The organism is Novosphingobium sp. UBA1939 (assembly GCF_002336885.1).
Taxonomy (GTDB): domain Bacteria; phylum Pseudomonadota; class Alphaproteobacteria; order Sphingomonadales; family Sphingomonadaceae; genus Novosphingobium.
The window spans coordinates 19,296-34,542 of the sequence record NZ_DDFB01000057.1 but is presented as its reverse complement, the minus strand read 5'-3'; the positions used below and the strand labels follow the sequence as shown (position 1 = coordinate 34,542).

Sequence of the window (15,247 nt, the reverse complement as noted above, 5' to 3'; positions counted from 1 at the left end):
GGGATCGTGGTTCTATCACGCAACGCCAAACGGCGGCATCGCGCAGTTTTCCAACCCGCCGAGCGCCACGGCACTGCTCAGCCTGCGCTGCGACCGCGCGGCCCGCACGGTGACAATTGCGCGGGCGGGCGCGGCACCGGGGCCGCTGCCGATGTCGGTAACCACCAGCACGCAGACGCGCCCGCTCAGCGCAGCCCCTTCGCGCGCGCANNTGCTGGATGCCATGGCGTTCAGCCGGGGCCGCTTCGCGGTGGAGGTGAACGGCCTTCCCACGCTCTATCTGCCGGCGTGGTCGGAAGTGGGCCGCGTGATCGAGGATTGCCGGGGCTAGCGGGCCTTGCGTCCGGGCTTTCCGACGCGCCATTTTGCACACGCGAAGTCTCGATACTGACGCCAAAAAAGTTGAATGCAAGTCTTGTTGTTCGCGCCCGAATGACTCACATTCTGGTCAAGGCCGGAGGGCCTCAGACGCTCCCGGTCCAGCCGCTCGCAAGGCGGCGATCTTTGGCTCAACAGCGCGAAAGGAGGTNNGATCCGATGTCTCATGGTTCAGCAGAGAGGTCGGTACAGTCCCGCGCGAGGCATTATCGCTGAGTTTCGATTAAGCGATAAAGGCTTCGTGGGCGGCACTTCCGGCCGCTGACCATGCGAAGGGCTGCTTCCGGGTTACCGGGGCGGCCCTTCACATTTATTACAAACTGCTTGCGTTTCGCGTAATAATAGTTCACGGCGCTTTCCTTGCCGATTCCTGCGGAAGGACTGACTGCCATGGCGACGCTCGCCGAATCCGAAATGACCTTCGCCCACCTGCCCCACCCCGCGCCGCTGGCGGCGGATGCGCGCGCGGCGGTGCTGGCCGATCCGGGCTTCGGCAAGGTCTTTTCCGATCACATGGTATCGATCGACTGGGACGAGGAACGCGGCTGGCACAACGCCTCCGTCATTCCCTATGGCCCGATCCCGATCAACCCGGCCGCCGCGGTGCTGCACTATGCCCAGGAAATCTTCGAGGGGCTGAAGGCCTATCGCCTCGCCGATGGCGGCATCGCCCTGTTCCGCCCGGAAGCCAACGCGGCGCGCTTCAACGCTTCCGCCCGCCGGCTGGCGATGCCCGAACTGCCCGAAGCGCTGTTCGTGCAGGCGGTGAAGGAAATGGTGCTGGCCGACAAGGACTGGTTCCCGACCGTGGAGGGCGGGTCGCTGTACCTGCGCCCGTTCATGTTCGCATCGGAAGCCTTCCTCGGCGTGCGCCCGTCGAAGCAGTACAAGTTCCTGGTGATCGCCTCGCCAGCCGGCAACTACTTCAAGTCGGGCGCGCCGGCGGTGTCGATCTGGGTGAGCGACTTTACGCGCGCCGCACCGGGCGGCACCGGCGCGGCCAAGTGCGGTGGCAACTACGCCGCCAGCCTCGTCCCCACCGCCGAAGCCTTCGAACGCGGCCATGACCAGGTGCTGTTCCTCGATGCGGTCGAGCGCAAGTGGGTGGAAGAACTGGGCGGCATGAACCTGTTCTTCGTGTTCGATGACGGTTCGATCCTCACGCCCGAACTGACCGGCACGATCCTGCCCGGCATCACCCGTGAAAGCCTGATCCGGCTGGCGCAGGAAGAAGGCCTCACCGTGCGCGAAGGACGCTACAGCCTGGACCAGTGGAAGGCCGACGCCGCTTCGGGCAGGCTCGTCGAAACCTTCGCCTGCGGCACGGCGGCGGTGGTTACCCCGGTCGGCCGCGTTTCCGGCCACGATGGCGCGTTCACGATCGGATCGGGCGGCCCGGGCCAGCTCACGCAGAAGCTGCGCCAGAAGCTGGTGGCGATCCAGCGCGGCGACGCGCCGGACACGCACGGCTGGGTCAAGCGGATCGCCTGAACGATCCCATGGGTTCCGGCGCTTAGTAGTTCCACTGCAACTGGCTGCGGATGACGCTGCCCTCGGCCCGGCCGAGGCGGCGTTCATCGGCTTCGTTGCGCTTCATCCGCGCATAAGCCAGCGTCAGTTCGATCGCCTTGAGCGGTTGCCATTCCACGCCCAGTTCCACCTCGTCGGTTTCGAGGCGCGGCGCGTTGATCGCCGCCTTGTAGCCGCCGCGATACCGCTGCCAGCGCGCATAGGGCATGAACGGTCCGATCGGGGATTCCTCGACCCGGTACATCGTCTGCACATAGCCGCCGTCCAGCTTCTTCGCGCGGATGGCCTGCGCCGCGACATCGAATTCCGGCCCGCGCCCCCAGTTCCATTCAGCCTGAATCCCGAACGGCTGGGGATAGAGGATGGCGTGCAGACCCACCCGGTTATCATCGAACGCCACCGGGCTCACCCCGCCGGTGCGGATATCGGGCTGCACCTTGTTGCGCATCAGCGACGCGCCCAGTTCCAGCACCTGCCCTTCGAACGCATCGCCCAGGCCATCGAGCCGGAACGGCCATGTGCCCATGGCGGTGAGCATCAGCGTCTTGTTCTGTTCGGACCGGGCAATCCCCTGCCCGTTAAACGCACCCAGCGAAAACGCACCATAGCTGCCGAACAGCTTCTGCCCCTTCCTGCCCAGATCGTCCCAGATCCGCTGCACGCGCGCCGGCGTATAGAACGCGATCACGCCCAGATCGCGCTCGCCCGGAACCGCGCTGTTGATGGCATCGGAACGGTCGAGCGGGAGCCGGTTGGACGACGATTGCAGGTTTTCCCAGCCATAGGGCACTTTCGATTGCCCGAAGCGCAGCTTGAAGCGCTTGGCCCGGTCCAGCGCGACATCGACATAGGCATCGCGCAATTGTCCGAACGTCTCGCGCCGTTCGCCGACCGACTGGTTGGCGACGGCGGTGGCGAAATCGTGCTGGAGATAGAACGAGATCCGGTCGGTCAGGTCGCCCTGGAAGACGAGCCGCACCCGCCGGAGCGAAAAATTGCCGGCATCGTTCAGCCCGCTGTCCGAAACGGAGCGCAGGCGCGAACGGTTTCCCGGGGCGGTGGCATCGCCGGAGATGATGCTGTTGAAGCGCAACTGGGTATAGCCGCGCATCTGGATGCGTTCGTACCACGCTTTCGCACGCGGGGGAGTACCGGACGAAGCGACCGGCAAGGGCGTGGAAGGTGCTGGCGCCGCCGATGCAAGCGCCACGGGCGCCGGTGCGGGTGTTGGTTCTGGTGCTGCGGAAGCCGCCACCTGTCCGCTCGCCGCGCCCGCCGGTGCCGCCTTCGTCGCGGCGAGCGCCGCCGTCAGCGTTTGCACGGCCGCTTTCAGTTCATCGATCTGGCGCTGCAGTTCCTGCACGCTCTGCGCCCGCGCGGCTGCCGGAGGCAGCGCAACCATGGCCGCTACGATCAGCGCTGACGCGCCGCGTCCCTTCATCCGTCGCCCCTTCCGCCGAAACCCTGTGCCGTTGCGGCACGCGAATCCGGCTGCGGGGCAAGCCCCCGCGATTGTCCCCGAAGCAGGCGATGCGAAATGCGGTGCCGCTTCCCTGGCAGGGGCATTATGACGTTTGTGTTACACTTTTTTGACGTTCAATTGACCAAACTTCCGCAATACGCGCGCGCCCGGAAAAAGCGCGGTGTTGCACCCCGGCCCCGGCCATGGCATCCCGCGCCATCGCTTAACCGCGCGATTAGGACGCGCGGCTGAAACGCAGCTGGAGAGAACAGGCATGTCGATTTCGTTCAAGGACCGGGTCGCTATCGTTACCGGCGCCGGCGGTGGGCTGGGCCGCGCCTATGCGCTCGAACTGGGACGGCGCGGCGCCAAAGTCGTGGTCAACGATCTGGGTGGATCGCGCGACGGCACCGGGGCTTCGGACGCGGCGCAGAAGGTCGTCGAGGAAATTCTTGCCGGCGGCGGCGAAGCCATCGCCAACGGCGGGTCGGTGACCGAATACGAGCAGATGGCCGAGATGGTCGCACGCGCCAAGGAAAAGTGGGGCGGCGTCCACGTCCTGATCAACAACGCCGGCATCCTGCGCGACAAGAGCTTCACCAAGATGGAGCCCGCCGATTTCGAACTGGTGGTCAAGGTCCACCTGATCGGCTCCGCCTTCGCCACCAAGGCGTGCTGGGATCTGATGCGCGAACAGAACTACGGCCGCATCCTGATGACCGCTTCGTCCACCGGGCTGTTCGGCAACTTCGGGCAGGCGAACTATGGCGCGGCCAAGCTCGGCCTCGCCGGACTTACCAAGACGCTGTACCTCGAAGGCGCGAAATACAACGTGAAGGTCAACACGCTTGCCCCCGTCGCGGCAACGCGCATGACCGAAGACATCCTGCCCGAGGAAGCCTTCAAGCTGTTCGGCCCGGAGAACGTCGTCCCGGCAGCGCTGTTCCTCGTTTCGGAAGACGCCCCCAGCAACGCCATCGTTGGCGCCGGCGCGGGCGCCTACCATTCGGCATGGGTCACGATGAACAAGGGCGTGGTCCTGCCGCCGGCGGAACGCACCGTGGAAGGCTTCGCCGCGGCGTGGGACCGCATTTCCGACCGCACCGGCGATTTCGTGCCGGCATCGGGATCGGAACAGAGCCAGGTCATCATCGGCCAATTGCAGGCCGCGATGAAAGGCTGATCGGCAGGAAGAATGGCCAGCCGCAATCATGACACCACAATAGCGATGATTGCGGCTGACTTTCCCGACCGGCGCGCTAGGATTCCGCAGCGAACCGGGAGAGCGCGATGACAATCGAGGATGGCAGGCGGATACTGGCCGGCCGCGCCAAGGCCCTTTCCATCGTGCTGCTGCTGTTCGTGGCGGCCGATCTGGCGCTCTCCGTCATCACCGCCCTGGGCCTGCTCGATCAGGCCGCCACCGACCCGATGGCCGCCCGCATCGCGATCGCGGCGGGTCTGGCCCAGTTCGGGTGCCTTGTCGCCAGTGCGGTCACCGCATCGATGTGGCTCTATCGCGCCAACGATAACCTGCGCCAGACGGGCGCCGCGCTGACCTATGGCCCCAACGGCGCCTGGGCGTGGTATCTGGTGCCGGTGGCCAATCTGTTCAAACCGTTCCAGGCCATGCAGGAAATCTGGGACGCCAGCCTTGGGGCGTCATCGGAAGCGGCAAGCCATGGCCAGGCGTTGCTGCGCCTGTGGTGGGGATGCTGGATCGGCGGCAATATCCTCGCCACCCTGGCCCAGCGCCTGGAAGACGTGAACCATGCCGTCGCCACCGTGCTCGGCTTCGGCGCAACCGCCAGCCTCGCCGGGTCCGCGTGGTTCCTCTATCGCATCGTGGGCGAGATCACCGAAGCGCAGCAGGCGCGGGAGACAGCGGCGGTATTTGCCTGACCGGCCCCGGGACCGGCGCGGGCGCGGGGGCGCAATCGCCCCGCTCGGCCCCGATCATCTGCATGGACCGGACCCGCGCCAGTGCCTCCGCCCGGCTGACAGGGTGCGCCACCCCGCTGGCAGCATCGATCACCAGCGGCTCCAGGCAATCGGGTGCCAGCCGCGCTTGCGGCGTGTCTTTCGCGCGGTAGGGCACCAGCAGCAGCCAGTGGTCGGAACGGAACAGAACGCGGATCAGCGGACCGTTCTGCGCTTCGGCGCGGTTCTGGCGCTTGCGTGCGGGCGCCGCGTCGGAGCAGGCGGAAAGCAGCAGAAGCGACAGCAGCAGGCCGGCGCGTGCGCAGCCGTATCTCCTAATCGTCCACCACCTTGAGCAGCTTGCGTTCGAGCGGGACAAGAACGCCGGCCAATTCATGCCCGCGCTTGAGCACTTGTCCCGCCTCGCCATAAAGCGCCCACATGCCCTGCCGGGTCCGCAAGGCCGGGCATTTCTCGATCCGGGCGCTGGGCCGCTCGGCAGTGCGCCGAAAGGCCGAGAAGCTGGCAGCATCGCGCCCGAAATCCATCGCATAGTCCCGCCAGATGCCAGCCGCGACCATGCGCCCGTAGAGATCGAGAATCCGCATGAGTTCGTCACGCGCGAACGCCACCTGCGGCACGGCGCGCGCATGGGGAAAGGGAATGACCGTGCCGGCGGGAGCCCCGCCCGACGCGTCCGCTCCGCCCGGCCCGCTCAGGTCCGCGACCTCCGCCGCGTGGGCGACGGCGCGGTTCCGTCACCATCGGCGGTTTCGAGCTGAGCCGCCACGAGCGCGGCCACCTGCGCCTTGAGCGCGGCGACTTCCGCCTCCAGTTCATCAACCCGGGTGCCACCCGCCGGCTCGCACGGCTCCTTGCAGGGCGTGCCATAGGGGATGAAGTCCTTGAGCCAGGTTTCGACCGGGACCAGCGTGGAGCGGGCCTTGAGGCCGATCATCGTGGCGCCTTCGGGCACATCCTCGGTCACCACCGCGTTGGCCCCCACGCGGGCGCGCTGGCCCACCGTGATCGGGCCGAGAATCTGCGCGCCCGATCCGATGATCGCGTTGTCCTGCAACGTGGGGTGGCGCTTGCCGGGCACGCCGTTGGCGGGGTTGGTGCCGCCCAGCGTCACGCACTGGTAGATGGTGACGTTGTCGCCGATCTCGGCCGTTTCCCCGATCACGGTAAAGCCGTGGTCGATAAACAGGTGTCGGCCGATCTTCGCGCCGGGATGGATGTCGATCCCGGTCATGAAACGGGAAAAGTGATTCACCGCGCGGGCCAGGAAATAGAGCTTCCCCTGGAACAGCCAGTGCGCCACGCGGTGCAGCGCCACCGCCCACAGGCCGGGATAGAGCAGGATTTCCCAACGCGAACGCGGCGCGGGATCGCGCGCCTGGATCGAATCCAGATAGTCGATCAGTTTCGCGAACATGGGCCGATTCTCCCTCTTTTCACGGCTCAAGGCAAGCGCGGCGGTTGCCGGCCCGTGCGCTCGCCGCCCTCGCCCCCTGAAACGGCGAGCGCATCGCGCAGCAGCGATATGGTGACGGATGCCTTGCGCTCAAGGCTCAGCCTGTCGATTGTTTCGACAAGCCGTTCCGCCGCCGCATGGGTCCGCTCGATGCGGGGCAGCAGATAGGCCAGCGCGCCATCGCCCAGCACCAGCCCGCGCCGCGCCGCGTGCGCTTCGATCAAGGCCTCCAGCAGGGCATCATCCGGCGCGCCGATTTCCAGCGGCAGCGCCGCGCCCAGCCGGGAAGCGAGATCGGGCAGGGTCACCCTCCATTCGCCCGGGGCGGCGTTGCTGACGATCAGCAGCGGCCGGCCTTCCGCCTGGGCGCGGTTCCAGCGGTGGAACAGCTCGTCCTGCGGCAGGCTGTCGGCATCGTCCACCACGTCCCCAACCCCGCTTTCGGCAAACCAGCGCGCCAGCAGGCTCTTGCCCGAACGCGGCGGCCCGGACAGGATCGCGGTACGGAACGGCCAGTCCGGCGCGGCGCGCAAGCCATCGATCACCGGCTGCAGCGACGGCCCGATGGCAATCGTCTCCGCCCCCACGGCGGTCACCAGCGGCAAGGCGATCTGCGACATGCGATTCATCGACCGGAACGCGCGCGCGCCCGCCGGTCATATACGGATCGCCGGTTACTTGCGGATAGAAAGCGCATTGGCGCCCTGCGTGACTTTCCAGCCCTGCGCGCGCAAAGCCGCCGCCAGCGCTTCAAGATCGCCGGCAAACGTCACGCGCATCACCGAAGTGCCGCCGATCGCGATGCTGGTCGTCGCCACGCCCTGCACCCCCGCTGCCGCGCGAACGCCGGCCAGCCCCGAATCGACCGCCGCGCCATCGGGCGTAGCGAATTGCACGATGAAGGTCGTGGCGAGCGCCGCTGTGGTCGATGCTGCGGCCGCGGGGATGCCATCGGGTCCTGCGGCCGGACCGGCGGCGGGCGCCGGACCGAGCTGGCCCAGCGCCTGCTCGATCAGCTTGGGATCGATCTTGGTGGCCATGTTGATCGTGGGGTCAGGGGTCAACTGGCCGTTGGCCAGCGCGCCCGCATAGATGCCATCGATCCGGCGCACCGCATCCGCCAGCATCGCCGGCAGCTTGTCCTCGCTCTCGGCGGTCAGCTGAAAGCTGCCCAGGAAGCGGTTATCCGGGCCATAGCGCGCGGTAAAGGTGCCGCGAATCGGCCCGCCCGGCCATTGCCGTTCCAGCCGCGCGATCGGTACGACCACATCCGCCGCGCCAAATTCATCGAGGATCAGCCGCCACCAGTTGCGGCTGCGGCGCGAAACCTGCCCGGCCGTGAGCAGCAGCGAATCGGCACCGCCACCGTTGGGGCGCACATAGTCGATCACGCTTTCGCCGGTGCGGAAATCGGCCCAGGCCTTCTGCCAGGGCGTGCGCGTTTCGAACACCGAACCCGCACCGCCCTGATAGAGTACGGGAATCACCAGCATCGGCGCGGACTTGGCGTGCGCGCCCTGCAAGCCAAGATATTGCGACGTCCGGGCGCGATCGAAGATCAGGCCCAGCCGCGCGATATAGCGGTGCGGGCCGATTTCCTCCTTTTCGACCACCACCGCCGACACCAGCGAATCGATCGTGCCGTCATCCAGCGCCGGTGCGCCGCCGCTGCCCAGATGGTTGTGTTCCCACAACTTTTCCCAGCCCTTGCGCTGCGCTTCGCGCCAGCCCTTCATGCGCGCGTCCTCGGCATTGTCGCCCGAGACGTTCACCTCGATGCCGCCAACCTCGAAATCGCCGTTGCTGGCGATCGGCGCGATGCCGCGATCGCCCTCGATTTGCGCAAGCAGCGCGGGGCCGGCAAAAACCAGCGCAAGCGCCGACGCACCGCCGATTCCCGCGGCGATCCAAGCCTTCCGGCTCAACTTCGGCATCTGCATTGCGCGCGGAACGGCCAAGGGAACTCCCGTAGAATGGCCGCCGGACCCTGTTGTTCGCGACCTCTTCGCGGGCGCTTTTGCCGAAAGGCAAGTGGAAATCCAAGCAGGAAAGCGCTAGGCGGCGGCGATCATGGCAACCGACAACACTCCTTCGCCCCAAAGCTACAGCTACGAACAGGCTGGAGTTTCCATCGCCGCAGGCAATGCGCTGGTCAAGGCGATAGGCCCTTTGGCCCGTGCCACCGCCCGCCCCGGGGCGGACGCGGAACTCGGCGGATTCGGTGGCTTTTTCGACCTGCGCGCCGCCGGCTACAAGGACCCGCTGCTGGTGGCCGGGAACGATGGCGTGGGCACCAAGGTCAAGCTGGCCATCGACCACGACCGACACGACCACATCGGTATCGATCTTGTCGCGATGTGCGTGAACGACCTGATCGTACAGGGCGCGGAGCCGCTGTTCTTCCTCGACTACTTCGCCACCGGCAAGCTGGATAACGGCGTGGCGGAGCGGGTCGTCGCCGGCATCGCCGAAGGCTGCAAGATCGCCGGCTGCGCGCTGATCGGTGGCGAAACGGCGGAAATGCCGGGCATGTACGGCCCCGGCGACTACGACCTTGCCGGCTTCTGCGTGGGCGCGGTGGAACGTGGCGAACAACTGACCGGCGATCGCGTGGCGGAAGGCGACGTGCTGCTGGGGCTGGCTTCGTCGGGCGTCCATTCCAACGGCTATTCGCTGGTGCGCCGCCTCGCCGCCGACAAGGGCTGGAAACTCGAACGCCCGGCCCTGTTCGACAACGAACGCCTGCTGATCGATTACCTGATCGAACCGACGCGGATCTACGTGAAAAGCCTGCTGCCCGTGGTTCGTTCGGGCCGGGTCCACGCGCTGGCGCATATCACGGGCGGCGGCCTGCTTGAGAACGTGCCGCGCGTGCTGCCCGCCGGGCTTCATGCGCGGATCGATGCCGACGCGTGGGAACAGCCGCGCCTGATGGCGTTCCTGCAGGCGCAGGGCAACATCGAGCCGCAGGAAATGGCGCGCACCTTCAACTGCGGCGTGGGCATGGTGCTGGCCGTCGCGCCGGCGGACGTCGCGTCGGTGACCGCCGAGCTTGAAACGGCGGGCGAAACCGTGTTCCGCGTCGGCGAAATCGTGCAGGGCGAGAAGGGCTGCACCGTGACCGGCAGCGCCGAAACCTGGTCCGCGCGCGCCGCATGGGAAGCGACGCACCTTGGCTGACCGCGCGCCCGTCGCCGTCTTCATCTCGGGCAGCGGCACCAACATGGCCGCGCTGCTCTATGCCAGCCGGGCGGAAAACTGCCCATACCGCATCGTCCTCGTGCTTTCGAACAATCCGGACGCATCGGGGCTGAAGCTGGCCGAAGCCGAAGGCGTGGCCACGTTCTGCCTGCCGCACAAGGGCATGGCACGCGCCGACCATGACGCGGCCATGGAAGCCGAAGTCACCCGGGCCGGCGCGCGCTTCATCGCGCTGGCGGGATACATGCGCATCCTTTCCCCCGCATTCGTCGGTCGCTGGGAAGGCCGGATGCTGAACATCCACCCTTCGCTGCTGCCGAAATACAAGGGCCTGCACACGCACGATCGCGCGATCGAGGCAGGCGACAGCCACGGCGGCTGCTCGGTCCATCTCGTCACCGCCGAACTCGACGACGGCCCGATCCTGGGCCAGACGCCGGTGGCGATCCTGCCGGGCGATACCGGCGACACCCTGGCCGCGCGCGTGCTGATCGCGGAACACCAGCTCTATTCGCGCGTGCTGGCCGACTTCGTGACGCGCGAAACCGCGCCGGACTACCTTGTCGCGCAAGTGCGCGAACGCGCCATGGCTCTGCCCGAGGCGGACGAAGTCACCAGCCACGGCATGCCTTGCTTCGGCGTAACGAAGGGCAAGAAGTTCGCCTATGTCTCGATCGACCACCACGGCGACGGCCGGACGGCGCTGCTGGTCAAGATCAGCGGGCTGGACGAACAGGAACAGCTGATCGAAAGCGATCCGGCGCGCTATTACCGGCCGGCCTATTTCGGCGATGGCTGGATCGCGATCCGGCTCGACCTGGGCGATACCGACTGGGACGGCATCGCCGACTGGCTGCGCCGAAGCTGGGCCGCCATCGCCCCCAAGCGCCTGGCCGCAATGATGGACTTCTGACGGGCGCTTTCCGCGTTCCTCGCTGCCTGACCCTTTACAGGCGCCCGCGCGCGTGGGACGCAGAGGGCGATGACGCTTTACCAGCTTGAAGTTACCGGCGCGCTGCTTCTCGTCGCGGCGGAAATATGGGCGCTGTTGCGCGCCATGCTGCGGCCGCACCGCGAACCCGAATCGCGCGTCGCCTGGCTGGTGGTCATCCTCATGTTCCCGGTCGTCGGCGTGCTGGGCTACCTGCTGCTGGGTGAAACGCTGCTCAGCCGCGACCGGCGGCGGCGCGGCGCGGAGATCGATGCCGCGCTGCCCCGCCCGCCCGGCGACATGGCCGCGCATTGCCAGGTGAGCCAGAGCCCCTATGCCGCGCCGTTCGCGCTGGCGAGCACGGTGAACGCGCTGGAGCCGGGCGGTGGCAACGCCGCCCGCCTGTTCACCGACAGCAATGCCGCGATCGACGGCATGATCGCGGACATCGAAGCGGCACGGAACACGGTCCACCTGTGCTTCTACATCTGGTTGCCAGACAACAACGGCACGCGGCTGGCCGAAACCATGGCCCGCGCCGCCCGGCGCGGGGTGCGCGTGCGCGTGCTGGCCGATGCGCTGGGATCGCGCCTGATGACATCGTCGCCGCTGTGGCGGATGATGCGCGAAGCGGGCGTGGAAGCCCTGCCCGCGCTGCCGGTGGGCAATGTGCTGTGGACGATGCTGCGCGGCCGCGTGGACCTGCGCAACCACCGCAAGGTGCTGGTGATCGACAACCGCATCGCCTGGTGCGGCAGCCAGAACGCCGCCGACCCCGAATTCCGCATCAAGCCCCGCTTCGCGCCGTGGGTGGACATCATGACCCGCTGGGAAGGACCGGTAACGCGGCAATGCCAGTTCCTGTTCGCGTCCGACTGGATGGCCGAAGGCGGGGACGACGTATCACCGTTGCTGATCGACGCTTGCGAGGAGACGGACGAACGGCCGGGCGACATAATCGCGCAGGTCATCGGCACCGGCCCCACGCTGACGTATGCGGCGATGACCGCCTGCTTCGCCGAACTCATCCATTCCGCGCGGCGCGAACTGGTGATCAGCACGCCCTATTTCGTGCCAGACGAACAGTTGCTCTACGCGCTGCTGTCCACTGCGCGGCGCGGCGTGGAAACGGTGCTGATCGTGCCCGCGCGCAACGACAGCCGCTTCGTCGCGGCCGCCTGCCGCAGCTATTACCATGCGCTGCTGGAAGCCGGGGTGAAGATCCACGAATACCGGCCCGGCCTGCTCCACGCCAAGACCATGGCCGTCGACGGGCAGGTGACGATGATCGGCTCGGCCAATCTCGACCGCCGCAGCTTCGAGCTGAACTACGAGAACAACATCCTGTTTCTCGATCCGACGCTGACGAGCGCGATCCGGGCCACGCAGGACCACTGGATCGCGCAGTCCGTGCCCATCACCGCCGCGATCGTGGCCGGATACAGCCTGCCCCGCCGCCTGTGGCAGAACCTTGCCGCGATGATGAGCCCGCTGCTCTGAGAGTCAGATTTCGGCGTAATCGACCTGCGGCCGGCTTTCGCGCGTGCCGCGATAGCGGCAGGAGGGATCGTTGGCGTCGCCCGCGATCACCACGTGATCGTCATGCACTTCCAGCAGCGTGCCCACGAAGGGCATGCCTTCGAAACTGCCGTTGACGCGGTAGCTCACGGTATCGCCGACCTTGAACGTCGCGGCGTCGAAATTGAACTCGAAAGGGCAATCGCCCGAACCCATGCCATGCATCGCCTGTCTCCCGCGCCAGACATAGCTGGTCGGCAGCGGCAGGCAAAGCAAAAGGGCCGGAGCGCTTGCCCCGGCCCTTCATGCTTTCCGTTCGGTGCGAACGATTAGCCGACGATTTCTTCCGGCTTGAAGAAGAACGCGATCTCGATCGCGGCGTTCTCTTCGGAATCCGAACCGTGGACCGAGTTGGCTTCGATCGATTCGGCAAAGAGCTTGCGGATCGTGCCTTCGGCGGCGTCCTTGGGGTTGGTGGCGCCCATGATGTCGCGGTTGCGCTTCACGGCGTCTTCGCCTTCGAGCACCTGCACCACGACCGGACCGGAGATCATGAATTCAACGAGTTCGCCGAAGAACGGGCGTTCCTTGTGCACCGCGTAGAAGCCTTCGGCCTGTTCGCGGCTCATGTGGATGCGCTTGGAGGCAACGACGCGCAGGCCCGCTTCCTCGAGCTTCGCCGTGACGGCGCCCGTCAGGTTGCGACGGGTGGCGTCGGGCTTGATGATCGAAAACGTGCGGGTAACCGCCATGGAATGTTCCTTCGCGAAATTGGGGATTTGTTGCGCGCGCCCCTAGCCGGGATTGTGCTGCGCCGCAAGACGCGCAAAAATCGGGGAGCGCGGTCGGGTTGCTACGGCCCTTCGCGCCACTTGCCGCCTTCCTGCCGCCAATAGCGTCGGTCCACGCCTTCGCGCTGGCCCAGCATTCGCCAGCAATCGCGCGCGCCATCAATGCGATCGGGCGGGAACAGCAGGAACACGCGCTCGAAATCCTCCGCGCCTTCCGTCGCATCGCGCCAGACCCCGTCGGCCAGCGCCAGGAAGCACGCGCCGTTGGCGGGATTTACCGTATCGGACAGAAGAATGGGCTGGCGGCTGTCGTGCGCGCCGCCCGCCCGTCCGTGCGCGAGAAAGCTGTCAGGCAGGCGCGTCCACAGCGCCTCGCCGATGCGGCCGAGCTGCGCCTCGTCCTGTGACACCACCAGCAGCCGGGCGCCCGCCCCCAGCGTGTTGCGCGCGATCTGCGGCAGCACGCCTTCAGCGGGATCGCGGCTCAACTGGTAGAAGTCGACGCGCACGGTGCCTGGTCAGGCTTCCAGCACGTCGCGCACGTAGCGGTCGAGCAGGCGCACGCCGAATCCGGTCGCGCCCTTGTCCCAGGTCGCGCCGGGCTTGTCCGCCCAGACCGTGCCGGCGATGTCGAGATGCGCCCAGGCCACGCCCTTGTCGACGAAGCGCTGGATGAACTGCGCGGCGGTGATCGACCCGCCATAGCGCGGCCCCACGTTCTTCATGTCGGCGATGGGGCTGTCGATCAGCTTGTCGTAAGCCGGGCCGATCGGGAAGCGCCACAGCTTGTCGCCGCTGGCCTTGCCCGCCGCATCGAGCTGGCTGGCGAGCAGATCGTCGTTGGCAAAGAGGCCGGCGTGTTCATGGCCGAGCGAGATGATCATCGCGCCGGTGAGCGTGGCAAGGTCAACGATCGTGGCGGGGGCATATTCCTTCTGCACCCAGGTCAGCGCATCGCACAGCACGAGGCGGCCTTCGGCATCGGTGTTGATCACCTCGATCGTCTGCCCCGACATCGAGGTGACGACATCACCGGGGCGCTGCGCGTTGCCGTCCGGCATGTTCTCGACCAGACCGCACACGCCGATCACGTCGGCTTCGGCGTTGCGCTTCGCCAGGGCGAGCATGGTGCCGGCAACGGCAGCGGCGCCACCCATGTCCCACTTCATGTCTTCCATGCCGGCGGCCGGCTTGATCGAGATGCCGCCGGTGTCGAACGTCACGCCCTTGCCCACGAACGCGGTCGGCTTGGTCCCGGCCTTGCCCTTCCAGCGCATTGCCAGGATGCGCGGTTCGCGGACCGACCCCTGCGCCACGCCGAGCAGCGCGCCCATGCCCAGTTCGGTCATTTCCGCCTTGTCGAGCACACGGATTTCCACGCCGAGGCCGGCCAGCCGCTCCTGCGCGCGGGCGACGAAGCTTTCGGGGTAGATCACGTTCGCCGGCTCGGTCACCAGTTCGCGGGTGAAGGCCACGCCTTCGGCCAGCGCGGCTTCCGCCTGCCAGGCGGCTTCGGTGCCATCGGGCGCGCCGATCGCGACAATCTCGGCCAGCGAGGGCTTCTGTTCGTCGGTCAGCCTGGTGCGATAGACATCGAGGCGCCAGCCGCGCAGCAGCGCGCCGAACAGCACCGCCACCGCTTCCTCGGCGGACAGCCCGCTGCCGGTGAAATCGATGCCCAGCGCGGTTTCGCCCGAGGTCAGGTATTTCGCGGTCAGCGCCGCGCCGGCGCGTTCCAGCGCCGACAGGCGATCCGCCGCACTCCCATCGCCGATTCCGGCGAAAGCGAGACGCTGGAGACCGTCCGGCCCTTGCGCGAAGGCTTCGAACACCTGCCCGGTCTTGCCGGTGAAGCGCACGGCAGCGGCGCCATCGCGCACGACGGCATCGGCCTGCGCCGGGAAGGCACCCTGCGGCACCAGCGTGGCCACCAGACGGGGACGGGCTTGGGCGGCCGGGCGGAAAACAACGTTCATCGGGTGCTCCTGTCGGAAAGCGGCCACAGCCCGGCGCAGTCGTGTCCGGGCTGAAATTGTGGA

At 67.2% G+C, this 15,247-nt stretch carries 16 protein-coding genes; 6 read left to right on the top strand and 10 right to left on the bottom strand.

All coding sequences use genetic code 11. The annotated features are described in order from the left end of the window. Window positions 1-768 precede the first annotated feature (768 nt). Entirely contained in the window at window positions 769-1,869 is a 1,101-nt protein-coding gene (locus B3547_RS08620) for a branched-chain amino acid aminotransferase (RefSeq protein ID WP_292962125.1), read from the top strand. A gap of 22 nt (window positions 1,870-1,891) precedes the next feature. On the opposite strand, the gene B3547_RS08615 is transcribed toward B3547_RS08620, so the two are convergent. Further along, window positions 1,892-3,349, bottom strand: coding sequence for a porin (locus B3547_RS08615; RefSeq protein ID WP_414690520.1), 1,458 nt, complete (start codon window positions 3,347-3,349; stop codon window positions 1,892-1,894). Between the two features lie 295 nt (window positions 3,350-3,644). Between B3547_RS08615 and B3547_RS08610 the strand changes: the two genes are divergently transcribed. Next, entirely contained in the window at window positions 3,645-4,553 is a 909-nt protein-coding gene (locus B3547_RS08610; RefSeq protein ID WP_124810043.1) for an SDR family NAD(P)-dependent oxidoreductase, read from the top strand. A 107-nt stretch (window positions 4,554-4,660) separates the two neighbouring features. After that, window positions 4,661-5,272 carry a DUF4328 domain-containing protein gene (locus tag B3547_RS08605; RefSeq protein WP_292962122.1) on the top strand — a complete coding sequence of 204 codons (612 nt, stop codon included), beginning with the start codon at window positions 4,661-4,663 and terminating at the stop codon, window positions 5,270-5,272. On the opposite strand, the gene B3547_RS08600 is transcribed toward B3547_RS08605, so the two are convergent. The 5 genes from B3547_RS08600 to B3547_RS08580 form a co-directional block, all read right to left on the bottom strand. Then, window positions 5,226-5,669 carry a hypothetical protein gene (locus B3547_RS08600; RefSeq protein WP_292962119.1) on the bottom strand — a complete coding sequence of 148 codons (444 nt, stop codon included), beginning with the start codon at window positions 5,667-5,669 and terminating at the stop codon, window positions 5,226-5,228. The genes B3547_RS08605 and B3547_RS08600 overlap by 47 nt on opposite strands. Beyond that, window positions 5,626-5,922 (bottom strand): DUF2794 domain-containing protein, encoded by a 297-nt coding sequence (locus tag B3547_RS08595; RefSeq protein WP_124810067.1) that lies wholly within the window; start codon window positions 5,920-5,922, stop codon window positions 5,626-5,628. Before B3547_RS08595 ends, B3547_RS08600 begins: the two co-directional genes overlap by 44 nt. An 83-nt stretch (window positions 5,923-6,005) precedes the next feature. Continuing rightward, entirely contained in the window at window positions 6,006-6,728 is a 723-nt protein-coding gene (epsC, locus tag B3547_RS08590) for a serine O-acetyltransferase EpsC (RefSeq protein WP_124810040.1), read from the bottom strand. Window positions 6,729-6,754: 26 nt separating this feature from the next. Then, window positions 6,755-7,387 carry an HdaA/DnaA family protein gene (locus B3547_RS08585; RefSeq protein ID WP_292962116.1) on the bottom strand — a complete coding sequence of 211 codons (633 nt, stop codon included), beginning with the start codon at window positions 7,385-7,387 and terminating at the stop codon, window positions 6,755-6,757. 54 nt (window positions 7,388-7,441) lie between these two features. After that, window positions 7,442-8,701 carry a heavy-metal-associated domain-containing protein gene (locus tag B3547_RS08580; RefSeq protein WP_292962132.1) on the bottom strand — a complete coding sequence of 420 codons (1,260 nt, stop codon included), beginning with the start codon at window positions 8,699-8,701 and terminating at the stop codon, window positions 7,442-7,444. 136 nt (window positions 8,702-8,837) lie between these two features. On the opposite strand from B3547_RS08580, the gene purM reads away from it, so the two are divergent. The 3 genes from purM (at window position 8,838) to cls (ending at window position 12,399) form a co-directional block, all read left to right on the top strand. After that, window positions 8,838-9,947: a phosphoribosylformylglycinamidine cyclo-ligase gene (purM, locus tag B3547_RS08575; RefSeq protein ID WP_124810038.1), complete on the top strand. Its 1,110-nt coding sequence runs from the start codon at window positions 8,838-8,840 to the stop codon at window positions 9,945-9,947. Then, window positions 9,940-10,881, top strand: coding sequence for a phosphoribosylglycinamide formyltransferase (gene purN / locus B3547_RS08570; protein ID WP_292962111.1), 942 nt, complete (start codon window positions 9,940-9,942; stop codon window positions 10,879-10,881). The genes purM and purN overlap by 8 nt, the downstream gene beginning before the upstream one ends. A gap of 69 nt (window positions 10,882-10,950) precedes the next feature. Beyond that, complete coding sequence (gene cls / locus B3547_RS08565; RefSeq protein WP_292962108.1) at window positions 10,951-12,399, top strand: cardiolipin synthase; 1,449 nt, start codon at window positions 10,951-10,953, stop codon at window positions 12,397-12,399. 3 nt (window positions 12,400-12,402) lie between these two features. On the opposite strand, the gene B3547_RS08560 is transcribed toward cls, so the two are convergent. From B3547_RS08560 to B3547_RS08545, 4 genes are all read right to left on the bottom strand, one after another. Beyond that, window positions 12,403-12,642: a hypothetical protein gene (locus B3547_RS08560; RefSeq protein WP_124810035.1), complete on the bottom strand. Its 240-nt coding sequence runs from the start codon at window positions 12,640-12,642 to the stop codon at window positions 12,403-12,405. 104 nt (window positions 12,643-12,746) lie between these two features. Continuing rightward, the gene (gene ndk, locus B3547_RS08555) at window positions 12,747-13,169 is read right to left on the bottom strand and encodes a nucleoside-diphosphate kinase (RefSeq protein ID WP_124810034.1); all 423 of its coding nucleotides are present in this window, start codon (window positions 13,167-13,169) and stop codon (window positions 12,747-12,749) included. A 101-nt stretch (window positions 13,170-13,270) separates the two neighbouring features. Continuing rightward, window positions 13,271-13,717: a DNA polymerase III subunit chi gene (locus tag B3547_RS08550; RefSeq protein ID WP_292962102.1), complete on the bottom strand. Its 447-nt coding sequence runs from the start codon at window positions 13,715-13,717 to the stop codon at window positions 13,271-13,273. Window positions 13,718-13,726: 9 nt separating this feature from the next. Continuing rightward, window positions 13,727-15,184: a leucyl aminopeptidase gene (locus B3547_RS08545; protein ID WP_292962099.1), complete on the bottom strand. Its 1,458-nt coding sequence runs from the start codon at window positions 15,182-15,184 to the stop codon at window positions 13,727-13,729. Window positions 15,185-15,247: the final 63 nt, after the last annotated feature.

Bases quoted from the DNA above. Each gene is read 5' to 3' on its own strand.
- B3547_RS08620 (WP_292962125.1), top strand. From the start codon at position 769: ATGGCGACGCTCGCCGAATCCGAAATGACCTTCGCCCACCTGCCCCAC.
- B3547_RS08615 (WP_414690520.1), bottom strand. From the start codon at position 3,349: ATGAAGGGACGCGGCGCGTCAGCGCTGATCGTAGCGGCCATGGTTGCG.
- B3547_RS08610 (WP_124810043.1), top strand. From the start codon at position 3,645: ATGTCGATTTCGTTCAAGGACCGGGTCGCTATCGTTACCGGCGCCGGC.
- B3547_RS08605 (WP_292962122.1), top strand. From the start codon at position 4,661: ATGACAATCGAGGATGGCAGGCGGATACTGGCCGGCCGCGCCAAGGCC.
- epsC (WP_124810040.1), bottom strand. From the start codon at position 6,728: ATGTTCGCGAAACTGATCGACTATCTGGATTCGATCCAGGCGCGCGAT.
- B3547_RS08585 (WP_292962116.1), bottom strand. From the start codon at position 7,387: ATGTCGCAGATCGCCTTGCCGCTGGTGACCGCCGTGGGGGCGGAGACG.
- B3547_RS08580 (WP_292962132.1), bottom strand. From the start codon at position 8,701: ATGCCGAAGTTGAGCCGGAAGGCTTGGATCGCCGCGGGAATCGGCGGT.
- purM (WP_124810038.1), top strand. From the start codon at position 8,838: ATGGCAACCGACAACACTCCTTCGCCCCAAAGCTACAGCTACGAACAG.
- cls (WP_292962108.1), top strand. From the start codon at position 10,951: ATGACGCTTTACCAGCTTGAAGTTACCGGCGCGCTGCTTCTCGTCGCG.
- B3547_RS08560 (WP_124810035.1), bottom strand. From the start codon at position 12,642: ATGCATGGCATGGGTTCGGGCGATTGCCCTTTCGAGTTCAATTTCGAC.
- ndk (WP_124810034.1), bottom strand. From the start codon at position 13,169: ATGGCGGTTACCCGCACGTTTTCGATCATCAAGCCCGACGCCACCCGT.
- B3547_RS08545 (WP_292962099.1), bottom strand. From the start codon at position 15,184: ATGAACGTTGTTTTCCGCCCGGCCGCCCAAGCCCGTCCCCGTCTGGTG.